Origin of the sequence: Bacillus sp. FF-1, from assembly GCF_028548245.1 — a bacterium.
Taxonomy (GTDB): Bacteria; Bacillota; Bacilli; order Bacillales; family Bacillaceae_G; genus Bacillus_A; species Bacillus_A paranthracis.
The window spans coordinates 993,761-1,006,470 of sequence record NZ_JAQQGG010000001.1 but is presented as its reverse complement, the minus strand read 5'-3'; the positions used below and the strand labels follow the sequence as shown (position 1 = coordinate 1,006,470).

At 34.0% G+C, this 12,710-nt stretch carries 15 protein-coding genes; 5 read left to right on the top strand and 10 right to left on the bottom strand.

From position 1 onward, the window contains the following. Positions 1 to 209: 209 nt before the first annotated feature. Positions 210 to 1,343, top strand: coding sequence for an FAD-dependent monooxygenase (locus tag PQF83_RS05290; protein ID WP_001066844.1), 1,134 nt, complete (start codon positions 210 to 212; stop codon positions 1,341 to 1,343). Between the two features lie 101 nt (positions 1,344 to 1,444). Next, positions 1,445 to 2,035: a TetR/AcrR family transcriptional regulator gene (locus tag PQF83_RS05285; protein ID WP_000943173.1), complete on the top strand. Its 591-nt coding sequence runs from the start codon at positions 1,445 to 1,447 to the stop codon at positions 2,033 to 2,035. 28 nt (positions 2,036 to 2,063) lie between these two features. Here PQF83_RS05285 and PQF83_RS05280 read toward each other — a convergent pair whose 3' ends face one another. From PQF83_RS05280 to PQF83_RS05260, 5 genes are all read right to left on the bottom strand, one after another. Beyond that, positions 2,064 to 2,399 (bottom strand): single-stranded DNA-binding protein, encoded by a 336-nt coding sequence (locus PQF83_RS05280; protein ID WP_000982010.1) that lies wholly within the window; start codon positions 2,397 to 2,399, stop codon positions 2,064 to 2,066. A 158-nt stretch (positions 2,400 to 2,557) separates the two neighbouring features. Beyond that, the gene (locus PQF83_RS05275; protein ID WP_000975123.1) at positions 2,558 to 2,812 is read right to left on the bottom strand and encodes a DUF4318 domain-containing protein; all 255 of its coding nucleotides are present in this window, start codon (positions 2,810 to 2,812) and stop codon (positions 2,558 to 2,560) included. A 105-nt stretch (positions 2,813 to 2,917) separates the two neighbouring features. After that, entirely contained in the window at positions 2,918 to 3,649 is a 732-nt protein-coding gene (locus PQF83_RS05270) for a Bax inhibitor-1/YccA family protein (RefSeq protein WP_001260642.1), read from the bottom strand. Positions 3,650 to 3,724: 75 nt separating this feature from the next. Beyond that, on the bottom strand, positions 3,725 to 5,620 hold the full coding sequence (locus tag PQF83_RS05265; protein ID WP_000783207.1) for an ABC-F family ATP-binding cassette domain-containing protein: 1,896 nt from the start codon (positions 5,618 to 5,620) through the stop codon (positions 3,725 to 3,727). After that, a complete protein-coding gene (locus tag PQF83_RS05260) occupies positions 5,617 to 6,264 on the bottom strand; it encodes an HD domain-containing protein (protein ID WP_000165948.1) in 648 nt (215 codons plus the stop codon). Before PQF83_RS05260 ends, PQF83_RS05265 begins: the two co-directional genes overlap by 4 nt. 109 nt (positions 6,265 to 6,373) lie before the next feature. Between PQF83_RS05260 and PQF83_RS05255 the strand changes: the two genes are divergently transcribed. Further along, positions 6,374 to 7,120 (top strand): hypothetical protein, encoded by a 747-nt coding sequence (locus PQF83_RS05255; protein ID WP_000499681.1) that lies wholly within the window; start codon positions 6,374 to 6,376, stop codon positions 7,118 to 7,120. 99 nt (positions 7,121 to 7,219) lie between these two features. Here the strand turns inward: PQF83_RS05255 and PQF83_RS05250 are convergent, their stop codons facing one another. Then, entirely contained in the window at positions 7,220 to 7,423 is a 204-nt protein-coding gene (locus tag PQF83_RS05250) for a DUF3954 domain-containing protein (protein ID WP_000512860.1), read from the bottom strand. A gap of 84 nt (positions 7,424 to 7,507) precedes the next feature. On the opposite strand from PQF83_RS05250, the gene PQF83_RS05245 reads away from it, so the two are divergent. Further along, complete coding sequence (locus tag PQF83_RS05245) at positions 7,508 to 8,008, top strand: YxiF family protein (RefSeq protein WP_000069081.1); 501 nt, start codon at positions 7,508 to 7,510, stop codon at positions 8,006 to 8,008. 95 nt (positions 8,009 to 8,103) lie between these two features. Here PQF83_RS05245 and spoVS read toward each other — a convergent pair whose 3' ends face one another. Continuing rightward, positions 8,104 to 8,379: a stage V sporulation protein SpoVS gene (spoVS, locus tag PQF83_RS05240; RefSeq protein WP_000427804.1), complete on the bottom strand. Its 276-nt coding sequence runs from the start codon at positions 8,377 to 8,379 to the stop codon at positions 8,104 to 8,106. Between the two features lie 429 nt (positions 8,380 to 8,808). Then, entirely contained in the window at positions 8,809 to 10,410 is a 1,602-nt protein-coding gene (locus PQF83_RS05235; RefSeq protein ID WP_001238724.1) for a lipase family alpha/beta hydrolase, read from the bottom strand. 549 nt (positions 10,411 to 10,959) lie between these two features. Between PQF83_RS05235 and PQF83_RS05230 the strand changes: the two genes are divergently transcribed. After that, positions 10,960 to 11,799, top strand: a complete 840-nt coding sequence (locus PQF83_RS05230) for an arylamine N-acetyltransferase family protein (protein ID WP_000988051.1) — start codon at positions 10,960 to 10,962, stop codon at positions 11,797 to 11,799. Between the two features lie 95 nt (positions 11,800 to 11,894). On the opposite strand, the gene PQF83_RS05225 is transcribed toward PQF83_RS05230, so the two are convergent. Next, positions 11,895 to 12,104 (bottom strand): hypothetical protein, encoded by a 210-nt coding sequence (locus tag PQF83_RS05225; RefSeq protein ID WP_000830253.1) that lies wholly within the window; start codon positions 12,102 to 12,104, stop codon positions 11,895 to 11,897. A gap of 214 nt (positions 12,105 to 12,318) precedes the next feature. Continuing rightward, the gene (exsG, locus tag PQF83_RS05220; protein WP_000395678.1) at positions 12,319 to 12,471 is read right to left on the bottom strand and encodes an exosporium protein ExsG; all 153 of its coding nucleotides are present in this window, start codon (positions 12,469 to 12,471) and stop codon (positions 12,319 to 12,321) included. Positions 12,472 to 12,710 lie beyond the last annotated feature (239 nt).

Sequence of the window (12,710 nt, the reverse complement as noted above, 5' to 3'; positions counted from 1 at the left end):
ATCACGCTATACTCCTACTCGGATGCTTAATTTTACTATTTACCTTTCTACATCGCCGGAAAGTTTCATTCATTCTATTTTCACCTAATCATTCCATAACTATAGTTAAAAGTATAATTGACAATTACATAAAAAGGGATTAACCTTAACTCATAAAATGACCGTGGTCATTTTATGAACAAAGTCATTCAAAGGTGGAGTGATAACAAATGAACAATGTCATAATTATTGGTGGCGGTATTGCTGGACTTTGCGCAGCAATTTCCTTACAAAAAATAGGAATAGAAGTAAAAGTATATGATAAAAACAATGAGCCTACTGTTGCTGGTGCAGGTATTATCATTGCCCCAAACGCAATGCAAGCACTTGAACTATACGGCATTTCTAAGAAAATCAAAAAATTCGGCAACGAAAGTGACGGTTTTAACCTTGTATCCGAAAAAGGTACTACTTTCAATAAGTTAATTATTCCAACTTGCTATCCAAAAATGTACTCCATTCATAGAAAAGATTTACACCAATTACTACTTTCTGAACTAAAAGAAGATACTGTCAAGTGGGGAAAAGAATGCGTAAAAATAGAACAGAATGAAGCAAGCGCCTTAAAGATAGTATTTCAAGATGGTAGTGAAGCACTCGGTAATATACTCATTGCGGCTGATGGTATTCATTCTGTCATTCGAAAGCAAGTAACACAAGGCGATAATTATCGTTATGCAGGATATACGTGTTGGCGCGGCGTAACTCCTGCTAATAATCTTTCTTTAACAAATGATTTTATTGAAACTTGGGGAACAAACGGTAGATTTGGTATCGTCCCTCTTCCTAACAACGAAGTATACTGGTATGCGCTCATAAACGCGAAAGCTAGAGATCAAAAATACAAAGCTTACACAACAACAGATTTATATAATCATTTCAAAACTTACCATAATCCAATCCCATCTATTTTAAAGAACGCATCGGACATTGATATGATTCATCGTGATATTATAGACATCACTCCAATGAAACAGTTTTTTGACAAACGCATCGTATTCATTGGGGATGCTGCCCATGCACTTACTCCGAATTTAGGCCAAGGTGCTTGCCAAGCAATTGAAGATGCGATTATTCTGGCTGAATGCATTAAAAATAATGCCCATTATCGTCAAGCATTTATAGAATACGAACAAAAAAGACGGGATAGAATTGAAAAAATCTCAAATACTGCATGGAAAGTTGGAAAAATGGCACAAATAGAAAGTAAACCTTTAACTATAGTAAGAAACGAAGTAATGAAACGTATGCCAAAATGGGTTTCTGAAAAGCAAACACATGAACTATATAGTTTTCATTTATAACATATAACTATAATGAAAACTATAAACAGAATTATGACGTAAGATTCTATTTGAGATTATCTCTTAAACAGATATAATTGTTTTTGTTAGGAGTAGATAAAATGCTTAGAGAAACGAGAAAAAAAGAGTTAAAGGAACTTATATTCCTAAAAGCAGTACAGCTCTTTCAAGAACGCGGGTACGAAAATGTAACGGTTCAAGATATTACTACTGCATGTGGGATAGCGAAGGGCACTTTCTTCAACTACTTTCCGAAAAAGGAAAACATATTATTATTTTTAGGTGATTCTCAAATTGAGCTATGGAATGAAAGTTTAAAAACTTACGAAAATGTGGAACATCCAAAAGAAAGAATCAAACTTGTTTTAGGCGATTTACTGGATCGATTTACTGGACATGGTGATTTAATGAAGCATGCCGTCTTTGAGATTATAAAGTCAAACTACTTAGTAGAAAATGAATTAAAAAGTATACAACAGCTACAAGAAGGTTTGTCTTCAATTATTACAGAAGCGAAAGAGGCAGGAAAATTAAACAGTCAATGGGATATAAATATTATCACTTCTACTGTTATGAGCACTTATTTTTATACACTAATGTCGCATTCGCTACTACATGGAAATGAAATCATTGCGAAAAATATTCTCAATCAACAATTAGATGTTGTTTGGGAAGGTATTAATCAAAAGTGATAGAGGGCTATGTTACTAGACCCTCTTATTACGATGCCCCCTCCCGCCTTCTCTCCAAAAAGGTTATACTCTCAATCACAACTTCAGTTCTATATATTCTCTTGCCTTGTTCATCATCGTAATTACTCGTCTGAATACGCCCTGTAATCCCAACAAGTGAGCCCTTCTTACAATATTCAGTTACATTCTCAGCCGATTTTCGCCATACGACACAATTAATAAAATCTACTTGTTGTTCACCTAAACTATTTCGAAATCCTCTATTCACCGCAACACATGCTCGTGCATATGCGACGCCTTGCTTTGTGTAGTATAATTCTGGCTCCTTTGTCAATCTACCGATTAATACAACTCGATTCATCATAAGTTATACCACCTCACATATTTTTCTTCATTGTAAATAAAAATGTATGAAGGGTAAAAAGCGTAAAATAATATATTTTAAAGTAAAAAAGATTATTTTTTATGCTATAAAAGAAAAAAAGAAACCTCACATATTTTAAACATGTAAGGTTTCAAAATTTATACTTCACTGCATGAAATGTAATATCCTCCACGGGCCATCTTTATTTCCGCACGATACAATACTTCTTCTAAATAAAAAGTTATCGGTTTTACTTTACTCTCAAATTTAAGTTGTTCATTACATTCAGCTGCATAACTTTCAATAGCTGAAGTAATAACTTCTCCCGATGGATACGTTAAAGCATCATCTAGTTCTATGAAAAAACTTTTAGAAAATAGTTTTTTCATAATCCCTTTCTTCTCTTTCATCATATTCCATCCCCTTCAATTTAAAGTTACCAACATCCATATTATACCACATCATCAATTTATCTTTGAAAATAAAAAAATCCTGCATTTTTCATGCAGGATTTTTTATTAGTCATTTTTCGTAAAGTAAGAAACGAAACGAAGAATTTCTAAGTATAACCAAACTAATGTAAGCATTAGTCCCATTGCAGTATACCACTCCATATATTTCGGAGCTTGACTACGTACACCATTTTCGATTAAATCGAAATCTAGTAATAAGTTTAATGCAGCAACCACGATAACAACTGCACTAATAATAATACCGATTGTACCGCCTTGGTGAATGTACGGAACCGTTACACCAAACATGTTTAGTAGAAATACGACTAAGTACATAACCATAATTCCAAGTGTCGCTGCCATCACGCCTGTACGGAATTTATCCGTTACCTTTACTACGCGTGTTGCATATAACACTAACATTGCAAATAGAATTGAGATTGTTAGTAATACAGCATTTAAAACGATAGAATCGCCAAACTTCATTGTATAAACAGCTGAAATACTACCTAATACAACCCCTTCTACCGCCGCATAGATTGGTGCACCAAAAGGTGAAATACGCGGGAAGAACATAGACGCAAATGCGATGATTGCCGCAACGATTAAAGCGCCAATTAATACTGGCATCTTCATCGTACCCTCTATCATCTGTATGTATGAATAGACAGACGTTGCAAGTAGCAAGATAAGCATAATAAACGTTTTGCCTACTGTTCCGCCAATAGTCATCGCAGAAGCACTTGCTCCTTCTTTACGGAATGCCTCTTTTTTCAACATTGGATTAGATGTTCTCATTTTTTCCCTCCTAAAATAGGTTCTACCAATAGTGTAAAGTTTTTCTCTTTACTTTTCAATATATGCAGCTTGTTTTTATTTTAATCCTTCAACAATGTCCGATAGTTCACTCCATCTTTCCATCGTTTTTTCTAGCTCTTCTTCTGTTTTCTGCTGTGCTTCAGACAATTCTTGCGCTTTCGTAAAATCAGAACCAACATTCGCAAGCTCTTCTCCAATTGATTCTAGCTTTTCTTCAAGTTCCGCAATTGTATCTTCAATAGTTTCCCATTCGCGCTGCTCGTTATATGAAAGTTTACGCTTACGTTGTTGTTTCGGTGCTTCTTCCACTACTTTTTTCTCTTTCTGCACTTCCGCTTTCTCAATAAGTTCTCTCGTTTTTTCCATTTCTAAGTAATCAGTATAGCTACCTAAAAATTCACGTACTTCTCCTTCTCCCGTAAAGATGAACAATTCATCTACTACTTTATCTAAGAAGTAACGATCATGCGATACAGTTAAAACGACACCCGGGAAATCTTCTAAATAATCTTCTAATACAGTTAATGTTTGTGTATCTAGATCATTCGTAGGCTCATCGAGTAATAGTACGTTCGGTTCTCCCATTAATATACGTAATAAATATAAACGTCTTCTTTCACCGCCAGATAATTTGCCAAGCGGTGTACCATGTGAATGTGGTGGGAATAAGAAACGTTCTAACATTTGAGACGCACCAATTACTTTTCCGTCTGTCGTATGAATGACTTCCGCGATTTCTTTAATGTATTCAATCATACGTTGATTTAAATTCATCTCTTCATTTTCTTGCGTATAGTAAGCGATTTTTACTGTTTGCCCAACTTCAATTTCACCACTATCAGGAGATATTTTACCTGCAAGCATATTTAATAGCGAAGATTTCCCGCTTCCATTCGCTCCAATAATTCCGATACGATCGCCTGGTTTCACGATATGATTGAAGTTGTTTAATACTGTTTTATCGCCAAATTTTTTCGTTACATCTTTTAACTCAAGTACTTTTTTCCCAAGGCGACTACCGCTAAGCGCAATATCAACTGACTGTTTTGCAGCTGGACCTTCTTGACCTTTTAACTCTTCAAATCGTTGAATACGTGCCTTTTGCTTAGTCGAACGAGCTTTTGCACCACGGCGAATCCATGCTAATTCGCGGCGATATAAGTTTTGACGTTTTGATTCTTGTGCAAGTTCTTGTTCTTCACGAAGTGCTTTCGCTTCTAAAAACGTACTGTAATTCCCTTCATAACTATACAGTTTTCCATTGTCTAATTCGAAAATACGATTCGTCACACGATCTAAGAAATAACGATCATGAGTTACAAGTAATACTGCACCTGTGTACCTTGCTAAATATTCCTCTAACCACTCAACTGTCTCATGGTCAAGATGGTTCGTAGGCTCATCTAAAATTAATAGATCCGGTGTTTCAATAAAACACTGCGCCATCGCAATACGTTTTTTCTGCCCACCTGATAAATTTCCAACAGTTGCTGTGAAATCCGTAATTCCTAGTTTCGTTAATAACGATTTTGCATTCGCATTTGCTTCCCACGCACTCATTGCGTCCATACGTTGTTGCACTGCAAATAACTGCTCTTGCACTTTCTCATTACTTGGATCTTTTTCGATATGTAATAGCGCCTTTTCATAATCACGAAGAAGACGAATTAAAGGTGTATCACCATGGAAGACTTGTTCTAATACTGTTAGTTGTTCATCAAACTCTGGTTGCTGTGATAAATAACTAATTGTATACCCACGTGAATGAGTCATATCACCTGTGTCAGGAATTTCTGCCCCTGCAATAATTTTTAATAACGTTGATTTACCAGTACCATTTACACCAATAATTCCGGCACGTTGTCCTTCTGCAATACTAAATGATAATCCATCAAATAACGGTTTCTCTCCATATGATTTTGATAAGTTTTCCACAGTTAACATTTTCATATTTGTGCATTCCACTCTTTCATAAATTGTTCAATAAACTGTTCCATATAACGATGACGAACTTCAGCCTCTTGTTTTGCTGCATTCGTATTCATTAAGTCTTTTAGTTTTAAAAGTTTTTCATAAAAATGATTTAAAGATGGGTCATTATTTTTTCTATATTCATCTTTCGTCATCACTTCACGAGGAGGAATAGTTGGATCATACATTAGTCTCCCTTTCGCCCCGCCATACGCAAATGTGCGAGCTATTCCAATTGCACCAAGAGCGTCTAAGCGATCTGCATCTTGAACAATCTTCCCTTCAATTGACTCCACTTTACCGCCATGACCACCTTTATAAGACATATTGGCGATAATATGAAGAACATGCTTACTTTCCTCTTCTTCAACATGTAACTCTTCTAACCAATCAGAAACTTTTTTCATTCCTGCTTCTTCACTTTCATTTAACTTCTCATCTGCCACATCGTGAAGTAATGCTGCCATTTCAATTATAAAACGATTTCCTCCTTCTTGCTCGGATAAAGAAATCGCCAGTTTATGTACACGCTCAATATGATACCAATCATGCCCACTCGCATCTTTTTCTAAAATATGTTTTACAAAAGTAATTGTTCTTTCTATCTTTTCTTGTTTTGTCATTTTATCTTCACCCAGTTACTTATTGTAACACGCCCGCATTTTTTCATCACATATTTTCTTGTCCGCCCATACACTAGGTGGTAGGCATCATCATGAAGGAGGAATAAATATGTTCTATAATAATCAACCGCCTTACCCACAACAACCATTTTACCCTCAGCAACAAGAACAAAGATATACAGAACAATATGAAGAACAAGAGCAACAATATGAACAAAATCCATATGCAGCGCCACAAACTCAAGAACAACAATTTCAACAAAATCCATATGACACACGTCCAAGTTACGAATATCCTCAAAATCCATATGCAGTACCACAAACTCAAGAGCAACAATTTCAACAAAATCCATATGTAGCACCGCAAACTCAAGAACAACAATTTCAACAAAATCCATATGTAGCAGCACAAACTCAAGAACAACAGTTTCAACAAAACCCATACCCAACTCAGCCACAACAAACTCAAGTACAACAACAAATGTATCAACCAAACTACGACGCACGTGTCTCACCACCTAAACCGCCAACATTAGATATTACACAACCACAAATTTTACCGCCTGGACCAACACTGGATATTACACAGCCTCAAATTTTACCACCTGGACCAATTACAGAACCAACGCAACAACAGATTCAACAAGTTGTCGGTACACAGTTCTTACCTTTAAAGAAACCTGTACTAGATTTCGTAAAACCTTGGGTAGATTACGGTTTAAATGAAGCAAAACATACATCACATAAACACGCTTTAACAGAAGTTGCTGCCATTATGTTTTTAGTTGGGAAAGGCTTTAATCCAACGATTGCACATTATATTGTGGAATCTTGGGAGAAGAATGAGCAGTTTTAGTTTTATGCTATATAAAAAGATAAAAGTGCCACAAATGTCTGCTGTACAAACATTTGTGGCACTTTTTATTTTTCACGTTATATCTTTTCTAAAATAGTATTAAATTAATCTTGTCTTCCGCTCTTCTATCCGAATTACTTTTCCACTTTGATATACAAATGATTGTTCACCAAATCCACTTTTGGGTGGTTCTATTAGCTGAACCTGACCATTTTCAACAATATATATTCCGTTTATTTCTAAATCAATTTCAGCTGTCATTTCAGCTGTCATTTCAACAAGATTTTCTTTTCTAATTCCCACCAAGATTACTCCCATATGTTATTATTACTTTGTCGAAGTAAGTGGTTTTATTCATCCACTACGTGAGTAAAGGTGTGAAAATTTTTGAGTAATATGAATAAAAGCCGAATTGAAATTCTAAAAATGAAAGCAAAAAGAACTGGTAGTAGAAAAGAACTCGTAGACGAACTTTCTAATATTGTTACAGTTTCTATGGACTCATTTATGGATCCAAAATCTAATGATTTATTTTGTAAAGACTTATTTAACACGCTAACACAAACTTCAAACATAAAAAACTTTGGTAGCACTAATTATGAAGAAAACAGAAGACTATCAATAGTACTGTTAAAAGAAACAGCTAAAACCATTAAATTTCCAGTTGATCAAGGGAGGCTCTTTTTCTCTAAGGGTGGTAAAATTGAAGCAGTTAAACTGAACATTGGTGAAGTATTTGAGAATTTAGAAGAGTTATCAACCATATCAAAATTTCTAACTGGATATGCAGATTTTGTATTAGTTGGGGATGATTTAGAATTCGGGATCGTTATTGAGCGCACTGAATATCACTACGAATTCAGTATGTGGGGCGTATCCACAATATGAAATACGAAAATACAAAAGACCACTTCAAAATGAGAGTGGTCTTTTTATTACTTTATCTATCAACCTTTTCAAATGATTCATATCAACACTTTCTTTTAAGACCTTTTCTTCCTAGGACCTATAATCAATTTAATCGCCGTTCTTTCTTGATCATTAATAGTAACCTCTTGAAATGCTGGAACAAAGGCTAAGTCAATACCACCTGGAGCAACAAATCCTCTTGCGATTGCAATTGCTTTAATCGCTTGGTTTAATGAACCCGCTCCAATCGCTTGAATTTCTACATTTCCACTTGTTCTTAGTACACCTGCAATTGCGCCTGCGACTGAATTGGGGCTTGATTTTGAAGATACTTTTAATATATTTTCCATGTAAGTTGCTCCCTCTATTATTTAATTACTCTTTTGTTACCGTATAAAATATTTCAACGTATCTTTAACTACTATTCACACCAAAAGCAAACAATACTACATATGTACATTCATTCGATACTTTTTCTCTTCTTCCTGCCGTGCTACGTAAATAAAGGTCAACGACTCCAAACCTTATATATACAAATATTTAAAAGATATAAATTCACTTAAACAATCACATCATTGTAACTGAAGATACTCGTTTTACTTTTGCAGGTGCAATTACAATTTAAAAAGCATTCCTGCTACATTTCAAGAATTCGCTACCAAATACTTAACCTTTGTGCCTTCAAAAATTCCCTTTGTACCTTTTTGTTAATCTAATAAACATGAAAAAGCACCGAACTTTACTACTACAAAAGTTCGGTACTTTTTTCTCATTCTTTCTTATTTCTCCACATAAACCGACTTAACGATTGTACGATTATATGGTTGTCCTTCTTTATTCATCCCTTTTATATCCATCGTAACGTTATATACTCCTGGTTGCTTTATGTCCTTCAAAGCACCAGTAAATGTATTGTTATTCACATTTTGTAATTCATTATATTCAGAGACTAGTTTCCCTTCTTTATTCACGACTCTTACTGTTATGGAAAGATTTCCTTTCATTTCAGGTGCCACAGGTGATTTTTTCAGTTTATACTCAGATTTATTTGCTTTTACTTTTGTAGGCATTTGAAGAACAAATGGTGCGCTATTCTTGTAATCGCTTACAACTAAATATGCATCTTTCGACTGCTTCGCCATCATTTTAACTTTCCATTCTCCTACATCCATTTTATCAAATTTAAATGTTTTAATTGTCGCGCCACCAAAGAAAGATTCATCTTCACCAGTAGTTATAACACTATCCTTATTTGTATACACTTTTCCTTTTGGTGATATCATTTGTACTTCTACATCCGACGAAGCAGTTAATATAGAAACAATTCCTTCTGCCTTTTTATCAACCGCAACAGTTTGCTCTATCCACTGATTTTGTGGCAATTCCCCTCCTAAAATGCTTTGATTTGAAGTTGTATTTAATTGTTCTATATTTTCATTTGAACTAGTGCTGGATGCTACTAAAGCTGGAACCGGTACATTTGCTGTACGTAAATACGGTTCAATTCGTGAGAACACAGCAGATCCTTTTCGTATATTATCATGATCAAATCTAGAATCTGTAAATAAATGCGTTCCATACGGCAGCTTAGCACTCCACTCATTTACTAGTCCATCATTTGAACCGTATGATGACAAATATAATCCACCCATTGATAACGCCGAAAATACAGGGCCCCAGCTAGTCCCAGTAACTGTATAATAACGGTTTAATTTAGCTGCTGGATTATTATCAATCGTTGAACGAAATTTTGCCATTTCGCCCATTTGTAATGAATACGTACCATCATCTTTTTGACCTAATATAGAAGCAAGCCATCCTGCCCACCAACTATATGATAAATCCGCTAAGTTTGATCCATGATGTGGCGTCGCAAGTGTAATAACATTTCCGACAAATCGATTTGCCCCATATTCTACTAATGCAGCTTGTGTATCGATACCACCTTTACTATGTGCTACAATATTAACTTTTTTACCGAAATGATTATATATTTCTTCTAATTTTTGTGCTAACAATTTTCCGTTATCCCACTGACTAGCTGACCCTTTCCCAGCAGCATCATATAATTGTATAAATACTGTTTGATAGCCTGCTTTCAAAGCATAGTCATACATATCATTCATATCGTGATATACTGTCTTTCCATACCAACTATCAGCATTCCCATTCCTTCCTTGCACAAAGAGAATTGGAGGCTTACTTTCATCATAATTAGCAGGTTTTTGACCTAAAAACCATTCTCCAGGTGTAAAGACTTCTTGATCTGGAAAGCCTGTTTTAAGCTCTTTTACAACTTCTGCTCGCACATTTGTGCTAATCATTGGAACCATGATAAAAAATACAATTAGTAAGGCAACACATCTTCTCATCAATCGCATGTTACTCCCCCCACATTTTTTGAAAGAAGGCGCTCGTTGTAATATTTTTTATCTTCTCTCTTAATACTAGATAATCTTTGTACTTAAACAAGACCCTGTCCCTATTCTTAAGAGATTACTAGTCCCCCTTCTTCCTTAACACACGTTATTCTCTTTGTTTCTATCTCTTCCTTTTGAGTGAATGCTACAAAAAAAGTTTCTCAACAATTGTTAACTTTACTGAATCTAATATCCCCCAATTATTATTGTTTATATAAAGCATACAAATCTTGAAAAAACTTTAGTAAAAAAACACTTTATTATCAGCTAGTTATAAAAAAAGTTAATGAATATATGTGCTTTTATTTAATTAAATACAAACTAAACAAAATAGAAGCTAATATTGTAAGACTTTCCTATCATTAAATATTAAACTGAATTTTATGAATAGATACTAATATTTCCAGAAACATATATTATGATAATTTTCGCAGACTTGAATTAAACTTTTAGAAGTACTAACCTATTGGTGAGCAGAAGAAAATTCTGTAAAAGAAAGGAGAATGCTTTATGATGACCGATTTACAAAAGGAGTTTTTTAAACGATTAAAAATTCCTGCAAAAGAAATAACATTTGATGATTTAGATGCAATTCTCTTAAAAATGGGATTGATTCTCCCCTATGAAAATCTCGATATTATGGCTGGTACTATTAAAAACATCTCAAAAAATAACTTAATAGAAAAGTTACTTATTCAAAAACGAGGCGGTCTTTGTTATGAATTAAACTCCTTATTGTATTACTTTTTAATGGATTGTGGATTTCAAGTATATAAAGTAGCTGGTACTGTTTATGACCTTTATGATAATAAATGGAAACCCGATGATGGTCATGTCATTATCATATTACATCATAATAATAAAGATTATGTTATAGACGCCGGTTTTGCCTCTCATCTACCTTTACATCCAGTCCCTTTTAACGGAAAAGTCATCTCTTCTCAAACGGGTGAATATCGAATTCGCAAACGAATTACCCGAAAAGGTACACACATTTTAGAAATGAGAAAAGGAGCTAACGGGGAATCTACAAATTTCTTGCAATCTGAACCTTCAGATGAATGGAAAATAGGCTATGCCTTCACTTTAAATCCAATAGATGAGAAAAAGGTTAATAATATCCAGAAAATCATTGTAGAACATAAAGAATCTCCTTTTAATAAAGGAGCTATCACTTGTAAATTAACTAATTATGGTCACATATCATTAACAAATAAAAATTATACAGAAACCTTTAAAGGCACCAAAAATAAACGTCCAATAGAATTAAAAGATTATGCTCGCATTCTTCGTGAATCTTTTGGAATAACGCAAGTGAAATATGTAGGAAAAACACTAGAAAGAGGTTAGTTGACTAAAAGTATTTCATAATAAAGCAGATTCCATATTTAGAATCTGCTTTATTTTATATTTTGTTATAAAGAAATTTGTTTTGCTTTTACCCTTTAATTTTCAATGATATACTCATCATCATATTTATCGTATTGGAGCCCTGACCCTATTTTTGATTCCGTAACTTGATCTCTTAAAAACGGTGCAGCTTCCATTTTGCTAGTTGCAATTTCAATTCCATATTTCTTCGTTAAATGGGCTAATTCTATTAAAAACCACTCTCTTCGCAATGTAACTGGAATATCAAATGTCCTTCTTTTCATATATAATAGCACCTCTTTAATTTTCATAACTTAAAAATATCACTGCATGCACGTATGAAAACTACTTTTCATCACTAACAGCCAATGAAACATTATAGTATATGCATGTCCATTTTAAACGTGCTATTAAAAAAAGAATACTTCAGTTTACATAAAATAATTATGTATTAGTAGAAAGAGGCTTGTCCTCCTCTTTCTACTCTAGAGATTTAAATTAAGAACATCTTGGTACACCTAAAGCTAAGAATAAACCTGCTACTCCCGCAGTAATCGGTACTTTTAACGTAATAACATCGTCTACTTTCGTTACTAAAAAGAAAGCATTACCTTCTTGTAATATACAAGTCACCAACAATTGGAATTCCATTCAAATCCCCTCCTTTCAATCTATATATTATACTTTATGGATTTTATTTAAAAATGTAATAGGAAATATATCCATTTTCTTCTATATACAAATAAATGTTCATCAGTCTATTAAAAATATTAATGTCCGCTGTTAAATACCACTCCTATTATTCTCAAATCAGACACATAATAAGTGATTTCAATCACCACGTTGTTTTTCATTTATCGCTATTCTTAATTTAGATATTACATTTAAAC

Bases quoted from the DNA above. Each gene is read 5' to 3' on its own strand.
- PQF83_RS05290 (WP_001066844.1), top strand. From the start codon at position 210: ATGAACAATGTCATAATTATTGGTGGCGGTATTGCTGGACTTTGCGCA.
- PQF83_RS05285 (WP_000943173.1), top strand. From the start codon at position 1,445: ATGCTTAGAGAAACGAGAAAAAAAGAGTTAAAGGAACTTATATTCCTA.
- PQF83_RS05280 (WP_000982010.1), bottom strand. From the start codon at position 2,399: ATGATGAATCGAGTTGTATTAATCGGTAGATTGACAAAGGAGCCAGAA.
- PQF83_RS05275 (WP_000975123.1), bottom strand. From the start codon at position 2,812: ATGATGAAAGAGAAGAAAGGGATTATGAAAAAACTATTTTCTAAAAGT.
- PQF83_RS05270 (WP_001260642.1), bottom strand. From the start codon at position 3,649: ATGAGAACATCTAATCCAATGTTGAAAAAAGAGGCATTCCGTAAAGAA.
- PQF83_RS05265 (WP_000783207.1), bottom strand. From the start codon at position 5,620: ATGAAAATGTTAACTGTGGAAAACTTATCAAAATCATATGGAGAGAAA.
- PQF83_RS05260 (WP_000165948.1), bottom strand. From the start codon at position 6,264: ATGACAAAACAAGAAAAGATAGAAAGAACAATTACTTTTGTAAAACAT.
- PQF83_RS05255 (WP_000499681.1), top strand. From the start codon at position 6,374: ATGTTCTATAATAATCAACCGCCTTACCCACAACAACCATTTTACCCT.
- spoVS (WP_000427804.1), bottom strand. From the start codon at position 8,379: ATGGAAAATATATTAAAAGTATCTTCAAAATCAAGCCCCAATTCAGTC.
- PQF83_RS05235 (WP_001238724.1), bottom strand. From the start codon at position 10,410: ATGCGATTGATGAGAAGATGTGTTGCCTTACTAATTGTATTTTTTATC.
- PQF83_RS05230 (WP_000988051.1), top strand. From the start codon at position 10,960: ATGATGACCGATTTACAAAAGGAGTTTTTTAAACGATTAAAAATTCCT.
- PQF83_RS05225 (WP_000830253.1), bottom strand. From the start codon at position 12,104: ATGAAAAGAAGGACATTTGATATTCCAGTTACATTGCGAAGAGAGTGG.
- exsG (WP_000395678.1), bottom strand. From the start codon at position 12,471: ATGGAATTCCAATTGTTGGTGACTTGTATATTACAAGAAGGTAATGCT.